Origin of the sequence: Citrobacter sp. RHBSTW-00859 (assembly GCF_013729795.1) — a bacterium.
Lineage (GTDB): Bacteria > Pseudomonadota > Gammaproteobacteria > Enterobacterales > Enterobacteriaceae > Citrobacter > Citrobacter braakii.
The window spans coordinates 3,964,039-3,983,498 of record NZ_CP056284.1 but is presented as its reverse complement, the minus strand read 5'-3'; the positions used below and the strand labels follow the sequence as shown (position 1 = coordinate 3,983,498).

18 protein-coding genes are annotated in these 19,460 nt (G+C 52.7%); 16 read left to right on the top strand and 2 right to left on the bottom strand.

What is annotated here, in order from left to right; genetic code table 11:
- Positions 1 to 5: 5 nt before the first annotated feature.
- From rseP to tilS, 13 genes are all read left to right on the top strand, one after another.
- Complete coding sequence (rseP, locus tag HV302_RS20085) at positions 6 to 1,358, top strand: sigma E protease regulator RseP (RefSeq protein ID WP_016151763.1); 1,353 nt, start codon at positions 6 to 8, stop codon at positions 1,356 to 1,358.
- Positions 1,359 to 1,387: 29 nt separating this feature from the next.
- Positions 1,388 to 3,802, top strand: a complete 2,415-nt coding sequence (gene bamA / locus HV302_RS20080) for an outer membrane protein assembly factor BamA (RefSeq protein WP_016151764.1) — start codon at positions 1,388 to 1,390, stop codon at positions 3,800 to 3,802.
- Between the two features lie 122 nt (positions 3,803 to 3,924).
- A complete protein-coding gene (gene skp / locus HV302_RS20075; protein WP_016151765.1) occupies positions 3,925 to 4,410 on the top strand; it encodes a molecular chaperone Skp in 486 nt (161 codons plus the stop codon).
- A 3-nt stretch (positions 4,411 to 4,413) separates the two neighbouring features.
- Positions 4,414 to 5,439 (top strand): UDP-3-O-(3-hydroxymyristoyl)glucosamine N-acyltransferase, encoded by a 1,026-nt coding sequence (gene lpxD / locus HV302_RS20070; RefSeq protein WP_003018531.1) that lies wholly within the window; start codon positions 4,414 to 4,416, stop codon positions 5,437 to 5,439.
- A gap of 103 nt (positions 5,440 to 5,542) precedes the next feature.
- Positions 5,543 to 5,998, top strand: coding sequence for a 3-hydroxyacyl-ACP dehydratase FabZ (fabZ, locus tag HV302_RS20065; RefSeq protein WP_003018528.1), 456 nt, complete (start codon positions 5,543 to 5,545; stop codon positions 5,996 to 5,998).
- Between the two features lie 3 nt (positions 5,999 to 6,001).
- The gene (gene lpxA / locus HV302_RS20060; protein ID WP_003018525.1) at positions 6,002 to 6,790 is read left to right on the top strand and encodes an acyl-ACP--UDP-N-acetylglucosamine O-acyltransferase; all 789 of its coding nucleotides are present in this window, start codon (positions 6,002 to 6,004) and stop codon (positions 6,788 to 6,790) included.
- A complete protein-coding gene (gene lpxB, locus HV302_RS20055; protein WP_181626498.1) occupies positions 6,790 to 7,938 on the top strand; it encodes a lipid-A-disaccharide synthase in 1,149 nt (382 codons plus the stop codon). Before lpxA ends, lpxB begins: the two co-directional genes overlap by 1 nt.
- Positions 7,935 to 8,531 carry a ribonuclease HII gene (gene rnhB, locus HV302_RS20050; RefSeq protein WP_181626497.1) on the top strand — a complete coding sequence of 199 codons (597 nt, stop codon included), beginning with the start codon at positions 7,935 to 7,937 and terminating at the stop codon, positions 8,529 to 8,531. Before lpxB ends, rnhB begins: the two co-directional genes overlap by 4 nt.
- 24 nt (positions 8,532 to 8,555) lie before the next feature.
- Positions 8,556 to 12,038, top strand: a complete 3,483-nt coding sequence (gene dnaE, locus HV302_RS20045) for a DNA polymerase III subunit alpha (protein WP_181626496.1) — start codon at positions 8,556 to 8,558, stop codon at positions 12,036 to 12,038.
- A gap of 12 nt (positions 12,039 to 12,050) precedes the next feature.
- Positions 12,051 to 13,010, top strand: coding sequence for an acetyl-CoA carboxylase carboxyl transferase subunit alpha (gene accA, locus HV302_RS20040; protein WP_003018513.1), 960 nt, complete (start codon positions 12,051 to 12,053; stop codon positions 13,008 to 13,010).
- A 99-nt stretch (positions 13,011 to 13,109) separates the two neighbouring features.
- Positions 13,110 to 15,248, top strand: a complete 2,139-nt coding sequence (gene ldcC, locus HV302_RS20035) for a lysine decarboxylase LdcC (RefSeq protein ID WP_016151770.1) — start codon at positions 13,110 to 13,112, stop codon at positions 15,246 to 15,248.
- Between the two features lie 66 nt (positions 15,249 to 15,314).
- Positions 15,315 to 15,704: a VOC family protein gene (locus tag HV302_RS20030; protein WP_016151771.1), complete on the top strand. Its 390-nt coding sequence runs from the start codon at positions 15,315 to 15,317 to the stop codon at positions 15,702 to 15,704.
- A 61-nt stretch (positions 15,705 to 15,765) separates the two neighbouring features.
- Positions 15,766 to 17,058 carry a tRNA lysidine(34) synthetase TilS gene (gene tilS, locus HV302_RS20025; RefSeq protein WP_181626495.1) on the top strand — a complete coding sequence of 431 codons (1,293 nt, stop codon included), beginning with the start codon at positions 15,766 to 15,768 and terminating at the stop codon, positions 17,056 to 17,058.
- Between the two features lie 54 nt (positions 17,059 to 17,112).
- Here tilS and rof read toward each other — a convergent pair whose 3' ends face one another.
- The gene (rof, locus tag HV302_RS20020) at positions 17,113 to 17,373 is read right to left on the bottom strand and encodes a Rho-binding antiterminator (protein WP_016151773.1); all 261 of its coding nucleotides are present in this window, start codon (positions 17,371 to 17,373) and stop codon (positions 17,113 to 17,115) included.
- Positions 17,360 to 17,560, bottom strand: coding sequence for a YaeP family protein (locus HV302_RS20015; protein WP_003018499.1), 201 nt, complete (start codon positions 17,558 to 17,560; stop codon positions 17,360 to 17,362). Before HV302_RS20015 ends, rof begins: the two co-directional genes overlap by 14 nt.
- A gap of 188 nt (positions 17,561 to 17,748) precedes the next feature.
- Here HV302_RS20015 and HV302_RS20010 point away from each other — a divergent pair, with 188 nt between their 5' ends.
- The 3 genes from HV302_RS20010 to nlpE are packed head-to-tail and all read left to right on the top strand — an operon-like array spanning position 17,749 to position 19,445.
- Positions 17,749 to 18,291, top strand: coding sequence for a YaeQ family protein (locus HV302_RS20010; RefSeq protein ID WP_016151774.1), 543 nt, complete (start codon positions 17,749 to 17,751; stop codon positions 18,289 to 18,291).
- On the top strand, positions 18,291 to 18,713 hold the full coding sequence (gene arfB, locus HV302_RS20005; RefSeq protein WP_016151775.1) for an alternative ribosome rescue aminoacyl-tRNA hydrolase ArfB: 423 nt from the start codon (positions 18,291 to 18,293) through the stop codon (positions 18,711 to 18,713). The genes HV302_RS20010 and arfB overlap by 1 nt, the downstream gene beginning before the upstream one ends.
- 30 nt (positions 18,714 to 18,743) lie before the next feature.
- Positions 18,744 to 19,445, top strand: a complete 702-nt coding sequence (gene nlpE / locus HV302_RS20000; RefSeq protein WP_087121852.1) for an envelope stress response activation lipoprotein NlpE — start codon at positions 18,744 to 18,746, stop codon at positions 19,443 to 19,445.
- The last annotated feature ends 15 nt before the right edge of the window (positions 19,446 to 19,460 follow it).

Here is a 19,460-nt window from a genome sequence, read left to right as displayed (position 1 = left end):
GTCTTATGCTGAGTATTCTCTGGAATCTGGCTGCATTCATCGTTGCACTTGGTGTGCTTATCACCGTGCATGAATTTGGTCATTTCTGGGTTGCACGGCGCTGCGGAGTCCGCGTCGAACGCTTTTCCATTGGCTTTGGAAAAGCGCTTTGGCGGCGTACCGATAAATCAGGTACGGAATACGTCATCGCCCTGATTCCCCTCGGCGGTTACGTCAAAATGCTGGATGAGCGCGCTGAACCGGTTGCACCGGAGCTGCGCCATTACGCTTTCAACAATAAAACGGTTGGACAACGCGCAGCCATCATCGCCGCAGGTCCGATTGCCAACTTCCTTTTTGCTATTTTCGCGTATTGGCTGGTGTTTATCATCGGTGTCCCTGGCGTTCGTCCGGTTGTTGGTGAAATAACACCCAACTCGATTGCCGCACAGGCGCAAATTCAGCCGGGTACGGAACTAAAAGCGGTTGATGGTATCGAAACCCCTGATTGGGATGCCGTGCGATTACAACTGGTATCCAAAATTGGCGATGAACATACGACTCTCAGCGTGGCGCAGTTTGGCAGCAACCAGCGGCAGGACAAAACGCTGGATTTACGCCATTGGGCATTTGAGCCAGACAAAGAGGATCCTGTTTCCAGTTTAGGGATTCGCCCACGCGGTCCGCAGATTGAATCGGTGCTGTCAGAAGTGCAGGTAAACTCCGCTGCAAGTAAGGCGGGTTTGCAAGCTGGCGACAGGATCGTTAAAGTCAATGGTCAGCCGCTGACGCAATGGATGACGTTCGTGACGCTGGTGCGCGATAATCCGGATAAGCCGTTAGCGCTAGATATTGAAAGACAAGGAAGTTCCTTGTCTTTAACGTTAACCCCAGATTCAAAACAGGTTAACGGGAAGGCTGAGGGTTTTGCGGGCGTGGTGCCTAAAGTTATTCCTCTGCCTGATGAGTATAAGACTGTACGCCAGTATGGGCCATTCAGCGCCATCCTCGAAGCCTCGGATAAAACGTGGCAGTTGATGAAGCTGACGGTCAGTATGCTGGGAAAATTGATTACCGGTGATGTAAAACTGAACAACCTCAGTGGGCCGATTTCTATCGCCCAGGGGGCTGGGATGTCAGCGGAATTCGGGGTTATTTATTACCTGATGTTCCTTGCGCTTATCAGCGTGAACTTAGGGATAATCAACCTGTTTCCGTTGCCCGTTCTTGACGGGGGGCATCTGCTGTTCCTGGCGATTGAAAAGCTGAAGGGCGGTCCGGTATCCGAGCGGGTTCAAGACTTTAGTTATCGCATTGGCTCTATCTTGCTGGTGTTGTTAATGGGGCTTGCACTTTTCAATGATTTCTCTCGGTTGTAAGAGAGTGTTAGGAAGAACGCATAATAACGATGGCGATGAAAAAGTTGCTCATAGCGTCGCTGCTGTTTAGCAGCGCCACCGTATACGGTGCTGAAGGGTTCGTAGTGAAGGACATTCATTTCGAAGGCCTACAGCGAGTCGCCGTTGGTGCGGCTCTCCTCAGTATGCCGGTGCGCACAGGCGACACGGTTAATGATGAAGACATCAGTAATACCATTCGTGCTCTGTTCGCCACCGGTAACTTTGAGGATGTCCGCGTCCTGCGCGATGGTGATACCCTTCTGGTTCAGGTAAAAGAACGTCCGACGATTGCCAGCATTACTTTCTCCGGTAACAAATCGGTGAAAGATGACATGCTCAAGCAAAACCTCGAGGCTTCTGGTGTGCGTGTTGGCGAGTCTCTGGATCGCACCACGCTAGCCGATATCGAAAAAGGGCTGGAAGATTTCTACTATAGCGTCGGTAAGTACAGCGCCAGTGTGAAAGCGGTGGTAACGCCGTTGCCGCGTAACCGCGTTGACCTCAAGCTGGTCTTCCAGGAAGGCGTTTCGGCGAAGATCCAACAGATCAATATCGTCGGCAACCATGCTTTCTCGACCGACGAACTGATCTCTCACTTCCAACTGCGTGATGAAGTGCCGTGGTGGAACGTGGTGGGCGATCGTAAATACCAGAAACAGAAACTGGCAGGCGATCTTGAAACCTTGCGCAGTTACTATCTGGATCGCGGTTATGCTCGCTTCAATATCGATTCCACCCAGGTTAGCCTGACGCCGGATAAAAAAGGTATCTACATTACCGTTAACATCACTGAAGGCGATCAATACAAGCTTTCAGGGGTACAGGTGAGCGGTAACCTGGCTGGGCACTCCGCCGAAATTGAGACCCTGACCAAAATCGAGCCAGGCGAACTCTATAACGGCACCAAAGTGACCAAAATGGAAGATGATATCAAGAAGCTTCTGGGTCGCTATGGCTATGCCTATCCGCGCGTACAGTCGCAACCTGAAATCAACGACGCCGACAAAACCGTTAAATTACGCGTAAACGTAGATGCAGGTAACCGTTTCTACGTGCGTAAGATTCGTTTTGAAGGTAACGACACCTCTAAAGATTCCGTTCTGCGTCGCGAAATGCGCCAGATGGAAGGTGCCTGGTTGGGTAGCGATCTGGTCGATCAGGGTAAAGAGCGTCTGAACCGTCTGGGTTACTTTGAAACTGTCGATACCGATACTCAGCGTGTACCGGGTAGCCCGGATCAGGTTGATGTGGTCTATAAGGTTAAAGAGCGTAACACCGGTAGCTTTAACTTCGGCGTTGGTTACGGTACTGAAAGCGGCGTGAGCTTCCAGGCTGGCGTTCAGCAAGATAACTGGTTAGGTACCGGTTATTCAGTCGGCATCAACGGCACCAAAAACGACTATCAGACCTATACTGAGTTGTCTGTCACCAACCCATATTTCACCGTTGATGGGGTGAGCCTTGGTGGTCGCGTTTTCTACAATGACTTTAAAGCGGATGATGCAGACCTGTCCGACTATACCAACAAAAGTTATGGTACTGACGCAACGCTCGGCTTCCCGATCAACGAATACAACACCTTGCGTGCGGGTGTGGGTTATGTGCATAACTCCTTGTCTAACATGGATCCACAGGTTGCAATGCAACGTTATCTGGTTTCAATGGGTAAGGATCCTGACGCTGATAGCTTTAAATCAGACGATTTCACCTTCAACTATGGGTGGACATATAACAAGCTGGACCGTGGGTACTTCCCAACGGAAGGTACGCGTGTCAACCTGAACGGTAAAGTAACCATTCCGGGTTCTGACAACGAATACTACAAAGCGACGTTGGATACCGCGACCTATGTGCCGATCGATGACGATCACAAATGGGTTGTTCTGGGTCGCACGAAGTGGGGCTATGGTGACGGCATCGGCAGCAAAGAGATGCCGTTCTACGAGAACTTCTATGCGGGTGGTTCCAGCACCGTGCGTGGTTTCCAGTCCAACACCATCGGTCCAAAGGCTGTCTATTTACCGGCTAATCGTTATAACAACGATAGCGATTACGATAACGAATGTGACGCCACCAATACTTCACCGTGTAAATCGGATGATGCGGTGGGCGGTAACGCCATGGCTGTCGCCAGCCTGGAATTTATTACCCCGACGCCGTTTATCAGCGACAAGTATGCCAACTCGGTCCGTACCTCGTTCTTCTGGGATATGGGTACCGTTTGGGATACGAACTGGGATTCAGCTAAGTACTCTGGTTATCCGGACTACAGCGATCCGAACAATATCCGTATGTCAGCGGGTATCGCTTTACAATGGATGTCCCCATTGGGGCCGTTGGTTTTCTCCTACGCCCAGCCGTTCAAGAAGTACGATGGAGACAAAGCGGAACAGTTCCAGTTTAACATTGGTAAAACCTGGTAATTGTTCTTCGCAAAGGAATGTAGTGGTAGTGTAGCGATGACTTTAGGCGATCTTGCATGGGATCGCCTGGCCACGCAAAGAACTGTACCTTCGGGTGCAAATGGGATGGTAAGGAGTTAATTGTGAAAAAGTGGTTATTAGCTGCAGGTCTCGGTTTAGCGATGGCAACGTCCGCACAGGCTGCTGACAAAATTGCAATCGTCAACATGGGTAGCTTGTTCCAACAGGTTGCACAGAAGACGGGCGTTTCTGCTACGCTGGAAAACGAGTTCAAAGGCCGTGCCAGCGAACTGCAGCGTATGGAATCTGATCTGCAATCTAAAATGCAGCGTCTGCAATCCATGAAAGCGGGTAGCGATCGTACCAAGCTGGAAAAAGACGTCATGGCTCAGCGTCAGACTTTCTCTCAGAAAGCTCAGGCTTTTGAGCAGGATCGTGCGCGTCGTTCCAACGAAGAACGTGGCAAACTGGTTACTCGTATCCAGACAGCTGTGAAATCTGTTGCTAACAGTCAGAGCATCGATCTGGTTGTTGACGCAAACACCGTTGCATACAACAGCAGCGATGTAAAAGACATCACCGCTGACGTACTGAAACAGGTTAAATAAGTAATGCCTTCAATTCGACTGGCTGATTTAGCAGAGCAGTTGGATGCAGAATTACACGGTGATGGCGATATCGTCATCACCGGCGTAGCGTCCATGCAATCTGCGCAAACTGGCAATATCACGTTCATGGTGAATCCTAAGTACCGTGAACACTTAGGCGTATGCCAGGCCTCTGCCGTTGTGATGACGCAGGACGATCTTCCTTTTGCTAAGAGTGCTGCGCTGGTAGTGAAGAATCCCTACCTGACCTATGCACGTATGGCGCAAATCTTAGATACCACGCCGCAGCCCGCACAAAACATTGCACCGAGTGCAGTGATCGATGCGACGGCGAAGCTGGGTAATAATGTTTCTGTGGGCGCAAATGCGGTCATTGAGTCTGGCGTAGAACTGGGCGATAACGTCGTTATCGGCGCAGGCTGCTTCGTCGGAAAAAATACTAAAATCGGCGCAGGTTCACGCTTGTGGGCGAATGTGACGATTTACCACGACATTCAGATCGGTGAGAATTGCCTGATCCAGTCCAGCACTGTCGTCGGATCTGATGGATTTGGTTACGCGAACGATCGCGGTAACTGGGTGAAGATCCCGCAGCTTGGTCGCGTGATTATCGGCGATCGCGTCGAGATCGGCGCTTGTACCACCATTGACCGTGGTGCGCTGGACGATACTGTGATCGGTAATGGTGTTATCATTGATAACCAGTGCCAGATTGCGCATAACGTTGTGATTGGCGACAATACGGCGGTAGCCGGTGGCGTCATTATGGCGGGTAGCCTGAAGATTGGCCGTTACTGCATGATTGGCGGCGCCAGCGTGATCAATGGGCATATGGAAATATGCGATAAAGTCACGGTTACTGGCATGGGTATGGTGATGCGTCCTATCACCGAACCTGGCGTCTATTCCTCAGGCATTCCGCTACAGCCCAATAAGGTATGGCGTAAAACAGCTGCACTGGTGATGAATATTGATGATATGAGCAAGCGTCTCAAAGCGATTGAGCGCAAGGTTAATCAACAAGACTAAAGCACCGTTTTTGCATGTCTGACTTTTCGGCCTGTCCCATTCATACGATTGCGACAGGCCGTGTTATAATTGCCTTTTAGTATATTTTGACAGGAAGAGTATTTTGACTACTAACACTCATACTCTGCATATTGAAGAGATTTTAGAACTTCTGCCGCACCGTTTTCCGTTTCTGCTGGTTGACCGCGTGCTGGATTTTGAAGAAGGTCGCTTTCTGCGCGCAGTGAAAAATGTATCTGTTAACGAGCCTTTCTTCCAGGGCCACTTCCCGGGTAAACCTATTTTCCCAGGCGTACTGATTCTGGAAGCAATGGCGCAGGCCACCGGTATCCTCGCGTTTAAAAGCGTAGGGAAACTGGAACCAGGTGAACTGTACTATTTTGCGGGTATTGACGAAGCGCGCTTTAAGCGTCCTGTCGTGCCAGGCGATCAGATGATCATGGAAGTGACTTTCGAGAAAACGCGCCGCGGCCTGACCCGTTTTAAAGGGGTTGCGCTGGTCGACGGTAAAGTTGTGTGCGAAGCAACGATGATGTGTGCCCGTAGCCGGGAGGCCTGATACGTGATTGATAAATCCGCCTTTATTCACCCAACTGCCATTGTGGAAGAAGGCGCCAGCATTGGCGCTAACGCTCACATTGGCCCATTTTGTATTGTTGGACCCCATGTTGAAATTGGTGAGGGTACCGTACTGAAGTCTCACGTTGTCGTGAATGGCCATACAAAAATTGGTCGTGATAACGAGATCTATCAGTTTGCCTCCATCGGTGAAGTTAACCAGGATCTGAAATATGCTGGCGAACCGACCCGCGTGGAAATTGGCGATCGCAACCGCATCCGCGAAAGCGTCACCATTCATCGTGGCACAGTGCAGGGCGGTGGAGTGACGAAGGTGGGCAGCGATAACTTACTGATGATTAATGCGCACGTCGCGCATGATTGTACGGTAGGCAACCGCTGTATTCTGGCGAATAACGCCACGCTTGCCGGGCATGTGTCGCTGGATGATTTTGTTATCATCGGCGGCATGACTGCGGTGCATCAGTTCTGCATCATCGGCGCGCATGTGATGGTTGGCGGCTGTTCTGGCGTTGCTCAGGACGTGCCTCCATACGTTATCGCCCAGGGCAACCACGCAACGCCATTTGGCGTCAATATCGAAGGTCTGAAGCGTCGTGGATTCACCCGCGAAGCGATTACCGCGATTCGTAATGCCTACAAAGCGTTGTACCGTAGTGGTAAAACGCTGGAAGAAGTGAAACCGGAAATCGCGGAACTGGCGAAACAGTACCCTGAAGTTCAGGCTTTCAGCGACTTCTTTGAGCGCTCAACGCGTGGTCTGATTCGTTAATGACTGAGCAGCGTCCTTTAACGATTGCCCTCGTCGCCGGAGAAACCTCCGGCGATATTCTTGGTGCAGGGTTAATCCGTGCACTCAAGGCTCGCGTTCCCAATGCGCGTTTTGTTGGCGTGGCGGGTCCGCTGATGCAGGCCGAAGGCTGTGAAGCCTGGTACGAAATGGAAGAGCTGGCGGTAATGGGCATTGTTGAAGTGCTCGGACGCCTGCGCCGTTTACTGCATATTCGCGCCGATCTCACTCGCCGATTTACCGACTTAAAGCCGGATGTTTTCGTCGGTATTGATGCGCCTGATTTCAATATTACCCTCGAAGGGAATTTGAAAAAGCAGGGCATTAAAACCATTCATTACGTCAGCCCCTCTGTGTGGGCCTGGCGACAGAAACGCGTTTTCAAAATAGGCAGATCCACCAATATGGTGCTGGCCTTTCTGCCTTTCGAAAAAGCGTTTTATGACAAATTTAACGTCCCGTGCCGCTTTATCGGTCATACCATGGCAGATGCCATGCCGTTGGAGCCGGATAAAAACGCGGCTCGCGATGTTCTGGGTATTCCCCATGACGCTCACTGCCTGGCGCTATTGCCAGGAAGCCGTGGCGCAGAAGTGGAGATGCTCAGCGCCGATTTTCTGAAAACGGCGCAGTTGTTACGCCAGCATTATCCAGATCTCGAAGTGGTAGTGCCGTTGGTGAATGCCAAACGTCGCGAGCAGTTTGAGCGCATTAAAGCTGAAGTTGCGCCGGAGCTTTCCGTACATCTGCTTAATGGGATGGGACGTGAAGCGATGGTTGCCAGCGATGCCGCACTGCTGGCTTCAGGCACCGCTGCGCTGGAATGTATGCTGGCAAAATGCCCGATGGTGGTTGGCTATCGTATGAAACCTTTCACCTTCTGGCTGGCGAAGCGTCTGGTGAAGACCGATTACGTTTCGCTACCTAACCTGCTGGCGGGAAGAGAACTGGTTAAAGAGCTGTTGCAGGAAGAGTGCGAACCGCAGGCGCTGTCGCAAGCGCTGTTGCCGTTGCTGGCGAATGGCAAAACCAGCCATGCGATGCACGACACATTCCGTGAACTGCATCAGCAGATCCGTTGCAACGCTGATGAGCAGGCGGCGGATGCGGTCCTGGAGTTAGCGCAATGATTGAATTTGTATATCCGCATGCGCATTTAGTGGCGGGTGTAGATGAAGTTGGACGTGGTCCTTTGGTCGGCGCGGTCGTCACTGCCGCCGTCATTCTGGATCCGGCTCGCCCTATTATCGGTCTTAACGACTCAAAAAAACTGTCGGAAAAACGTCGCCTGGCGCTATTCGATGAGATTAAAGAAAAAGCGTTAAGCTGGAGCCTGGGGCGTGCGGAACCACATGAAATCGACGAGTTGAATATTTTACATGCCACTATGCTGGCCATGCAGCGTGCGGTTGCGGGTCTGCATATAGCGCCGGAATACGTACTGATCGACGGCAATCGTTGCCCGGCATTACCGGTGCCATCGCTGGCGGTGGTAAAAGGTGATAGCCGTGTGGCGGAGATTAGCGCGGCGTCGATACTGGCAAAAGTCACTCGTGATGCTGAAATGGCGGCCCTGGATACGGTGTTCCCGCAGTATGGCTTTGCACAGCACAAAGGCTATCCAACCGCTTTTCATCTGGAAAAGTTGGCAATGCATGGCGCAACAGAGCACCATCGCCGTAGTTTTGGCCCCGTCAAACGCGCACTGGGACTCACGTCCTGATTCTTGTGTCGAAGGAATCTGAAGATGTCTGAACCTCGTTTCGTCCACCTGCGGGTGCACAGCGACTACTCCATGATCGATGGGCTGGCGAAAACCGGGCCGCTAGTGAAAAAGGCGGCCGCGTTAGGCATGCCTGCGCTGGCGATCACCGATTTTACCAACCTGTGTGGTCTGGTGAAGTTTTACGGAGCGGGTCACGGTGCGGGTATCAAGCCGATAGTTGGCGCAGATTTTCATGTCCGTAGCGAACTGCTGGGCGATGAACTCACGCAGCTCACCGTGCTGGCCGCAAACAATACCGGCTATCAGAATCTGACGTTGTTGATATCGAAAGCCTATCAGCGTGGTTATGGCGCAGAAGGGCCGGTCATCGACCGGGATTGGCTGGCCGAGTTAAAAGAAGGTTTGATTTTGCTCTCCGGCGGCCGCATGGGCGACGTCGGGCGCAGCCTGCTGCGCGGTAATAGCGCACTGGTTGATGAGTGCGTAGCGTTTTACGAAGAACATTTTCCAAATTGTTACTTCCTCGAGCTTATCCGAACCGGCAGGCAAGATGAAGAAAATTATCTGCATGCAGCGGTAGAACTGGCGGAAAGGCGTGGTCTTCCGGTGGTGGCGACCAACGATGTTCGTTTCCTTGAAACCGGTGATTTTGACGCGCATGAAATCCGCGTGGCAATCCACGACGGGTTCACCCTTGACGACCCGAAACGCCCACGTAATTATTCGCCGCAGCAGTACATGCGTAGCGAAGATGAGATGTGCGAGCTGTTTTCCGATATTCCGGAAGCGCTGCAAAACACCGTTGAGATAGCTAAGCGCTGTAACGTGACGGTACGTCTGGGTGAGTATTTCCTGCCACAGTTCCCGACCGGTGATATGACCACCGAGGATTTCCTCGTGGCGAAATCGCGCGAAGGTCTGGAAGAGCGTCTGGCGTTTTTGTTCCCGGACCCTGAAGTTCGCGCGCAGAAGCGCCCGCCTTATGACGAACGTCTGGAAGTTGAACTTAAAGTTATCAACCAGATGGGATTTCCTGGCTACTTCCTGATCGTGATGGAATTTATCCAGTGGTCGAAAGATAACGGCGTACCGGTAGGCCCTGGACGTGGTTCCGGTGCCGGCTCGCTTGTCGCCTATGCGCTGAAAATTACCGACCTGGATCCGCTGGAATTTGACCTGCTGTTCGAACGTTTCCTGAACCCGGAACGTGTCTCAATGCCCGACTTCGACGTTGACTTCTGTATGGAGAAACGCGACCGGGTAATTGAACACGTGGCGGAAATGTACGGTCGTGATGCGGTTTCGCAGATTATTACCTTCGGTACGATGGCGGCCAAAGCGGTTATCCGCGACGTGGGGCGCGTGCTGGGACACCCGTACGGCTTCGTGGACCGTATTTCGAAACTGGTGCCGCCCGATCCGGGCATGACGCTGGCAAAAGCCTTTGAAGCCGAACCCCAACTGCCGGAAATCTATGAGGCAGATGAAGAGGTTAAAGCGCTGATCGATATGGCGCGTAAGCTGGAAGGCGTCACGCGTAACGCCGGTAAACACGCCGGTGGTGTAGTTATCGCGCCGACCAAAATTACCGATTTTGCGCCGCTGTACTGCGATGAACAGGGGCAGCACCCGGTTACTCAGTTTGATAAGAACGACGTGGAATATGCCGGCCTTGTGAAGTTCGACTTCCTCGGCCTGCGTACGCTCACCATCATCAACTGGGCGCTGGAAATGATTAACGCGCGCCGTGAAAAGAACGGCGAGCCGCCGCTGGATATCGCCGCTATCCCGCTGGATGACAAGAAAAGCTTCGACATGCTGCAACGCTCGGAGACCACGGCGGTCTTCCAGCTAGAATCCCGCGGCATGAAAGATCTTATCAAACGGCTGCAGCCTGACTGCTTCGAAGATATGATCGCCCTGGTGGCCCTGTTCCGTCCTGGTCCGCTACAGTCGGGGATGGTAGATAACTTTATCGATCGTAAGCATGGTCGCGAAGAGATTTCCTACCCGGACGTACAATGGCAGCATGAGTGTCTGAAACCGGTACTGGAGCCGACCTACGGCATTATCCTGTATCAGGAACAGGTTATGCAGATTGCCCAGGAGCTGTCCGGATATACCCTTGGCGGTGCGGACATGTTGCGTCGTGCGATGGGTAAGAAAAAGCCGGAAGAGATGGCTAAGCAGCGCGGCACCTTTGAAGAAGGGGCGAAAAAGCGCGGCGTCGACGGCGAACTGGCGATGAAAATCTTTGACCTGGTGGAGAAATTCGCCGGTTACGGATTTAACAAATCGCACTCCGCTGCCTATGCGCTGGTCTCTTACCAGACGCTATGGCTGAAGGCGCATTACCCCGCCGAGTTTATGGCGGCGGTAATGACCGCCGATATGGATAACACCGAGAAAGTGGTCGGGCTGGTGGATGAATGCTGGCGTATGGGGCTCAAAATCCTGCCGCCGGACATCAACTCCGGGCTTTATCATTTTCACGTGAATGATGATGGCGAAATTGTCTATGGCATCGGCGCGATAAAAGGCGTGGGTGAAGGGCCAATTGAAGCTATTATTGAGGCGCGCAACGAAGGCGGTTACTTCCGCGAGCTGTTTGATCTCTGTGCGCGCACGGACATCAAAAAACTCAACCGCCGGGTGCTGGAAAAGTTAATCATGTCCGGGGCGTTTGACCGCCTTGGCCCACATCGCGCGGCGTTGATGAATTCACTCAACGATGCGCTAAAAGCCGCCGATCAGCATGCGAAAGCCGAGGCAACGGGTCAGGCGGACATGTTTGGCGTGCTGGCTGAAGAGCCGGAACAAATTGAACAGTCTTATGCTAACTGTACACCGTGGCCGGAGCAGGTGGTATTAGAAGGGGAACGTGAAACGTTAGGGCTTTACCTGACGGGACACCCCATCAACCAGTATTTAAAAGAAATTGAGCGCTATGTTGGAGGCCACAGGCTGAAAGACATGCATCCGACAGAACGTGGTAAAGTCACCACGGCTGCGGGGCTCGTCATTGCTGCGCGGGTAATGGTCACCAAGCGCGGCAATCGTATCGGCATCTGTACCCTGGATGACCGTTCCGGGCGTCTGGAAGTTATGTTGTTTACCGATGCTCTGGATAAATACCAGCAATTGCTGGAAAAAGACCGCATACTTATCGTCAGCGGACAGGTCAGCTTTGATGACTTCAGCGGCGGGCTTAAAATGATGGCCCGTGAAGTCATGGATATTGACGAAGCCCGGGAAAAATATGCTCGCGGGCTTGCTATCTCGCTGACGGACAGGCAAATTGATGACCAGCTTTTAAACCGACTCCGTCAGTCTCTGGAACCCCACCGCTCGGGGACAATTCCAGTACATCTCTACTATCAGAGGGCGGATGCACGTGCGCGATTGCGTTTTGGCGCAACGTGGCGTGTCTCTCCGAGCGATCGTTTGCTAAACGATCTCCGTGGCCTTATTGGTTCGGAGCAGGTGGAACTGGAGTTTGACTAATACAGGAATACTATGAGTCTGAATTTCCTTGATTTTGAACAGCCGATTGCAGAGCTGGAAGCAAAAATCGATTCTCTGACTGCGGTTAGCCGTCAGGATGAGAAACTGGATATTAACATCGATGAAGAAGTGCATCGCCTGCGTGAAAAAAGCGTAGAGCTGACGCGTAAAATCTTCGCCGATCTTGGCGCATGGCAGGTAGCCCAGCTGGCGCGCCATCCACAGCGTCCGTACACCCTGGATTATGTCCGCCTGGCATTTGATGAATTTGATGAGCTGGCGGGCGATCGTGCCTATGCGGATGATAAAGCTATTGTCGGCGGCATTGCGCGTCTGGATGGTCGTCCGGTGATGATCATTGGTCATCAGAAAGGCCGTGAGACCAAAGAAAAAATTCGTCGTAATTTCGGCATGCCGGCACCGGAAGGCTATCGCAAAGCGCTGCGTCTGATGGAAATGGCCGAGCGTTTCAATATGCCGATCATTACTTTCATCGACACCCCTGGGGCTTATCCGGGCGTGGGCGCGGAAGAACGTGGTCAGTCTGAAGCGATTGCGCGCAACCTGCGTGAAATGTCGCGTCTGAGCGTACCGGTAATCTGCACCGTTATTGGTGAAGGTGGTTCCGGCGGCGCGCTGGCGATCGGCGTAGGCGATAAAGTGAATATGCTGCAATACAGCACCTATTCCGTTATCTCCCCGGAAGGTTGTGCCTCCATTCTGTGGAAAAGCGCCGACAAAGCGCCGCTGGCCGCAGAAGCGATGGGGATTATCGCGCCGCGTCTGAAAGAGCTGAAGCTTATCGACTCTATCATCCCGGAACCGCTGGGCGGCGCGCACCGCAACCCGGAAGTGATGGCTGCGTCCCTGAAAGCACAACTGCTGGCCGATCTCGCCGACCTCGACGTGTTAAGCAAAGATGATTTGAAAAACCGTCGTTACCAGCGTCTGATGAGCTACGGTTACGCGTAAACTGCATTAATTCTGAAAAGGGCCACAACGCTGTGGCCCTTTTTTTTACCTGTGGTTTCACCAGGCTATGATTAACTAAGGTTTTTCCAGGAGGATCGCATGAATATCATTGCCATCATGGGACCGCATGGCGTCTTTTATAAAGATGAGCCCATCAAGGAACTTGAGCGTGCGCTGCAACAGCAGGGGTTTCAGATTATCTGGCCGCAGAATAGCGTCGACCTGCTTAAGTTTATCGAACATAACCCACGAATTTGCGGTGTCATTTTTGACTGGGATGAATACAGCCTGGATCTGTGCAGTGACATCAACCAGCTCAACGAGTACCTCCCGCTCTACGCCTTTATTAATACTCATTCGACGATGGATGTCAGCGCGCACGACCTGCGCATGGCACTGTGGTTTTTTGAGTATGCGCTGGGCCAGTCTGAAGATATTGCAACCCGCATCCGTCAGTACACCAGCGAATACCTCGATAACATCACGCCTCCTTTCACCAAGGCGCTGTTTACCTATGTGAAGGAAGGAAAGTACACCTTCTGCACGCCCGGACATATGGCGGGAACGGCGTATCAGAAAAGCCCGGTAGGCTGCCTGTTCTATGATTTCTTTGGCGGCAATACTCTGAAGGCCGACGTGTCTATTTCCGTGACTGAACTCGGCTCGCTGCTGGATCATACCGGCCCGCATCTGGAAGCGGAGGAGTATATCGCGCGCACCTTTGGCGCCGAGCAGAGCTATATGGTGACCAACGGCACCTCGACGTCGAACAAGATTGTCGGCATGTATGCCGCGCCTTCAGGCAGTACGCTACTGATTGATCGCAACTGTCATAAGTCGCTGGCGCATTTGCTAATGATGAGCGATGTGGTGCCAATCTGGCTGAAGCCTACGCGCAATGCGCTGGGGATCCTCGGCGGTATACCTCGTCGGGAATTCACCCGCGCAAGCATTGAACGCAAGGTAGAAGAGACCCCTCAGGCACTATGGCCGGTACACGCGGTGATCACCAACTCCACCTATGACGGCCTGTTGTATAACACCAACTGGATCAAGCAAACCCTGGATGTGCCCTCCATTCATTTTGATTCTGCCTGGGTGCCGTATACCCATTTTCACCCGATCTATCAGGGGAAAAGCGGGATGAGTGGCGAACGGGTGCCGGGGAAAGTGATTTTTGAAACCCAGTCAACCCACAAGATGCTGGCGGCACTATCACAGGCTTCTCTGATCCACATTAAGGGCGACTACGACGAAGAGACGTTCAACGAAGCCTTTATGATGCACACTTCCACTTCCCCGAGCTACCCGATTGTCGCGTCGATAGAAACGGCGGCGGCAATGCTGCGTGGGAATTCAGGCAAGCGGTTAATCAATCGTTCGGTGGAGCGGGCGCTGCATTTCCGTAAAGAAGTGCAGCGGCTACGCGAAGAGTCGGATGGCTGGTTCTTTGATATCTGGCAGCCGGAAAGGGTAGATGAGGCGGAGTGCTGGCCGGTAGCGCCTGGTGAAGACTGGCACGGATTTGTTGATGCTGACGCCGACCATATGTTCCTCGATCCGGTGAAGGTCACCATTCTTACGCCGGGAATGGATGAACAGGGAAATATGAGTGAAGAGGGGATCCCTGCGGCGCTGGTGGCGAAATTCCTTGATGAGCGCGGCGTCGTTGTCGAGAAAACGGGACCGTATAATCTGTTGTTCCTGTTTAGTATTGGCATTGATAAAACCCGGGCGATGGGGCTACTGCGCGGCCTGACGGAATTTAAACGCTCGTACGATCTGAATTTACGCGTGAAAAATATGCTGCCGGATCTGTATGCCGAGGATCCCGATTTCTATCGTAATATGCGTATTCAGGATCTGGCGCAGGGGATCCATAAGCTGATCCGCCAGCACGATCTCTCCGGGCTGATGCTGCGGGCATTTGATACCTTACCGGAAATGAAAATGACCCCGCACCAGGCCTGGCAGCGGCAGATCAAAGGTGAGGTCGAAACGGTGGCGCTCGATCAACTGGTGGGGCGCATTTCTGCCAATATGATTCTGCCTTATCCTCCCGGTGTGCCGCTCTTGATGCCCGGGGAAATGATCACGGCCAAAAGTCGGGCTGTACTCGATTTTCTGCTGATGTTGTGTTCAGTGGGCCATCACTATCCTGGATTTGAAACCGATATCCATGGCGCTAAACTGGGTGAAGATGGCGTGTATCGCGTGCGAGTCCTAAAAATGGCATGACGACTTGCGTGAACCCATTACGCACGAGTAATGTTCTGGCAGAAAAACGAAAGAGGCGATGACGCTATGCTGGGATTAAAACAGGTTCACCATATTGCCATTATTGCGACGGACTACGCGGCGAGTAAGGCATTTTACTGTGATGTGCTGGGCTTTACGCTAATCAGCGAAGCCTACCGGGAAGAACGTGACTCGTGGAAGGGTGATCTGGCATTGAACGGTCAGTATGTGATTGAGCTTTTTTCTTTTCCATTTCCGCCTTGCCGTCCGAGCCGGCCGGAAGCCTGCGGTTTACGCCATCTGGCGTTCAGCGTAGATGACGTGGAAAAAGCGATCGCGCATCTGGAAGCTCACCACGTGAAGTGCGAATCCGTGCGTATCGATCCGTTTACCGGCAAACGCTTTACGTTTTTTAACGATCCGGACGGATTACCGCTCGAACTGTACGAGCTGTAAGTCTTATCATTGTGGCATTAGCCTGGCAATGTGCCGGGCAATGCCATTGTAAGTAACCATCATGACGACACTCACGCTGAACACTTCACTGCTAAATTCTCAATCGATTCTGGTCGCCTTTAGCGGCGGGCTGGATTCCACCGTGCTGCTGCATCAGCTGGTACTGTGGCGAGCGCAAAATCCTGAGGTTGCCTTGCGTGCAATCCATATTCATCACGGATTAAGCCCGCAGGCAGACAGTTGGGTGCAACACTGTGAGTCGGTATGCGCACAGTGGCAGGTGCCGCTGGTGGTTGAACGGGTCCATCTTGAGGATGATGGTTTGGGCATCGAAGCTCAGGCGCGACGCGCGCGCTATCAGGCATTTGCGCAGACCTTACTACCGGGTGAAGTGCTGATGACCGCCCAGCATCTCGACGACCAGTGTGAAACTTTTCTACTGGCGCTTAAGCGCGGCAGTGGTCCTGCCGGGCTTTCCGCCATGGGCGAAAGCTCACTATTTGCCGGAACCCAACTGATCCGACCGCTGCTGGCGCAAACGCGAGAGGCGCTTGAAGCATGGGCGCGACAGCATGAATTATGCTGGATCGAAGATGAAAGTAATCAGGATGATGCCTACGATCGCAATTTTCTCAGATTGCGCGTTACCCCCTTGCTCCAACAACGATGGCCGCACTTCGCGCAAGCCGCAGCCCGTAGCGCCGCGCTGTGCGCCGAGCAGGAGAGTTTACTGGATGAACTGCTGGCCAATGATTTAGCCGACTGCGTGACTGCCCAAGGCACACTGTTACTGGCACCGTTAATGATGATGAGTGGCGTGCGGCGTGCCGCTCTGCTTCGTCGCTGGTTGGCGGGGGTAAATGCACCGATGCCTTCCCGGGACGGGCTGGAACGTATCTGGCAGGAAGTGGCGTTGGCGCGAGAAGATGCTTCCCCCTGTTTTCGTCTAGGAGAATATGAGGTCCGTCGCTATCAGTCACAGCTATGGTGGGTTAAATCGGTCGACGGGCAAAGCGAAACAGTCATCCCGTGGTCATGCCGGGAAACGCCGTTGACGCTGCCAGCCGGGTTAGGCTCGGTGCAGCTAATCTCGGCTGGCGAATTGCGCATGCCGCAAGCAGGTGAAGCGATCAGTATTCGTTTTAAAGCGCCAGGCGTATTGCATATTGTCGGGCGTAACGGTGGACGTAAATTAAAGAAAATCTGGCAGGAGCAGGGGATCCCGCCCTGGCGACGAGATACCACGCCATTGTTGTTTTACGGTGAAACGTTGATTGCGGCTGCGGGTGTTTTTGTGACGCGTGAGGGTGCGGCGGTAGATGAAGAAGGTATGAGTCTGATTTGGCATGCCTGATGGCGCTGCGATTATCAGGCCTGGTCATTTAGGCCTGATAAGGCGCAAGAAAAGCTAAGATTCGCTGACGACCACGGTACCGATTTGCGGGTGGCTGAAGCTGGCAATTTTATCGAGACGAAGCTCCCGGATTTCACCTGCGACATCTGCGACCAGATACTCCACGTTTTTGCGTGAAACCAGGTCATTCGCTTTCGCCTGCAAAACTTCGCCATCTTTTAGCGCCAGCGTCAGTAACAAATGGTTCTGGCAGGCGAGTTCAAGATTGTCGTAATCATCACAATTGATGGGTTGATACGTTTCATTCATTGACATAATCGCTCACCAGTAAGTTGGCGGCAGCATAGGCCGCTTTTTCCCTGACCGACTCTGGAAGGGCGCTGTCTGCCGCCACTTCATTAAGCACCTTCAATACGCAACCCAGCGCATCCGGGATATACCCTAAGTCTCCGCTGGCGATTTCCGCGTACCGCTTGCGTATTAACTCACAATATTTTTCCACATGCCCTCCTGTCAGCACTCTGACTTAACCGTGGATGCAAGTCTAAGCCTACGAAGATAAACTCTGTTTAGCAAGGTGACTATACCATACTCATTCAAGCAATATCAGCGCCTTGATTGAGGAGCTGTTAGCAGCCTTTTGCGGCAGTTTTCGCTACAATGAGCGCCTGATTCGAAAGGAGTTCTCTCATGGCGCTTAAAGCGACAATTTATAAAGCCGTCGTCAACGTAGCGGATCTCGACCGCAACCAGTTCCTTGACGCGGCCTTGACGCTGGCGCGTCATCCCTCTGAAACCCAGGAGCGCATGATGCTGCGCCTGCTGGCCTGGATTAAATATGCCGATGAACGGCTGCAATTCACGCGTGGCCTGAGTGCTGAAGACGAGCCTGAAGCATGGCTGCGTAACGATCATCTGGGCATCGATCTCTGGATTGAACTGGGTCTGCCGGATGAGCGTCGTATTAAAAAAGCCTGTACCCAGTCTGGTGAGGTTGCCCTGTTTACTTACAACAGCCGTGCGGCCCAGATCTGGTGGCAGCAAAACCAGAACAAGTGTGCGCAGTTTAAAAATCTCACCGTGTGGTATCTGGATGATGAACAGCTGGCGCAACTGAGTGATTTTGCTGGTCGTACAATGGCGCTGCAGGCAACTATCCAGGATGGCGCCATCTGGCTGTCTGATTCTCAGAACAATCTGGAAATTCATCTGACCGCGTGGCAGCCGCGTTGATGATTGTTATCTCCCGAAACGTCTCTATCCCTGACAGTGAGCTGGAAATCACGGCGATTCGGGCACAGGGCGCGGGCGGTCAGCACGTTAACAAGACCTCCACGGCTATCCATTTGCGCTTTGACATTCGGGCCTCAGGCCTGCCAGAGTATTACAAGGAACGTCTGCTGGCCGCCAGCCATCATCTGATTAGCAGCGATGGCGTTATTATCATTAAGGCGCAGGAATACCGTAGCCAGGAGCTAAATCGGGAAGCGGCAATCTCCCGACTGGTGGCGGTGATAAAAGAATTAACCGCGGTGCAAAAAAGCCGACAGGCAACACGTCCAACGCGCGCCTCGAAAGAGCGCAGGTTGTCATCGAAGGCGCAAAAATCCACAGTGAAAGCACTGCGTGGGAGAGTTCGTCGAACGCAAGACTGACGAGCGGGAATAAAAAATTATAAGGAATTCATAGTGAAAACAGCAATATTGTCCGTGGTCGCTGCATGCACGCTTTTTTCCTTGATCGGCTGTAACAACCGTACTGAAGTCGATGTACTACAGCCGACGCGGGCGGCAGAATTAAAACCGATGCAGCAAAGCTGGCGTGGCATTTTGCCTTGCGCGGACTGCGAAGGAATTGAAACCTCTCTGTTCCTGGAAAAAGACGGCACATGGGTGATGAACGAACGCTATCAGGGCGTGCGGGATGAACCGTCCTCCTTTGCCTCTTATGGTACATGGGCGCGCACTGCCGATAAGCTGGTGCTGACTGACAGCAAAGGTGAAAAGTCGTACTACCGGGCAAAAGGTGAAGCGCTGGAGATGCTCGATCGTGAAGGTAACCCGATTGAGTCACAGTTCAACTACACGCTTGAGCCAGTTTCCGCCAGCTTACCGGTGACGCCAATGCCGATGCGGGGGATGTACTTCTATATGGCTGACGCGGCAACCTTCACTGATTGTGCGACGGGTAAAAGAGTCTCTGTCGCGAACAATGCACAACTGGAGCGAGATTATCTGACTGCGCGTGGTGCAACGGATAAGGCAGTTCTGCTTACTGTGGAAGGGCACTTCACGATGGAAGAAAATCCTGATACGGGCACACCAGTGAAAACCTTAAGAGCGGATAAAGAAATTAAGTTTATCCCTGGCCAGAGTTGCGATGATTAATCTGCAGCTTATAAA

Excerpts from the sequence above, each read along its gene's own strand:
- rseP (WP_016151763.1), top strand. The coding sequence starts at position 6 with ATGCTGAGTATTCTCTGGAATCTGGCTGCATTCATCGTTGCACTTGGT.
- bamA (WP_016151764.1), top strand. The coding sequence starts at position 1,388 with ATGGCGATGAAAAAGTTGCTCATAGCGTCGCTGCTGTTTAGCAGCGCC.
- lpxD (WP_003018531.1), top strand. The coding sequence starts at position 4,414 with ATGCCTTCAATTCGACTGGCTGATTTAGCAGAGCAGTTGGATGCAGAA.
- lpxB (WP_181626498.1), top strand. The coding sequence starts at position 6,790 with ATGACTGAGCAGCGTCCTTTAACGATTGCCCTCGTCGCCGGAGAAACC.
- rnhB (WP_181626497.1), top strand. The coding sequence starts at position 7,935 with ATGATTGAATTTGTATATCCGCATGCGCATTTAGTGGCGGGTGTAGAT.
- dnaE (WP_181626496.1), top strand. The coding sequence starts at position 8,556 with ATGTCTGAACCTCGTTTCGTCCACCTGCGGGTGCACAGCGACTACTCC.
- accA (WP_003018513.1), top strand. The coding sequence starts at position 12,051 with ATGAGTCTGAATTTCCTTGATTTTGAACAGCCGATTGCAGAGCTGGAA.
- ldcC (WP_016151770.1), top strand. The coding sequence starts at position 13,110 with ATGAATATCATTGCCATCATGGGACCGCATGGCGTCTTTTATAAAGAT.
- HV302_RS20030 (WP_016151771.1), top strand. The coding sequence starts at position 15,315 with ATGCTGGGATTAAAACAGGTTCACCATATTGCCATTATTGCGACGGAC.
- tilS (WP_181626495.1), top strand. The coding sequence starts at position 15,766 with ATGACGACACTCACGCTGAACACTTCACTGCTAAATTCTCAATCGATT.
- rof (WP_016151773.1), bottom strand. The coding sequence starts at position 17,373 with ATGTCAATGAATGAAACGTATCAACCCATCAATTGTGATGATTACGAC.
- HV302_RS20010 (WP_016151774.1), top strand. The coding sequence starts at position 17,749 with ATGGCGCTTAAAGCGACAATTTATAAAGCCGTCGTCAACGTAGCGGAT.
- arfB (WP_016151775.1), top strand. The coding sequence starts at position 18,291 with ATGATTGTTATCTCCCGAAACGTCTCTATCCCTGACAGTGAGCTGGAA.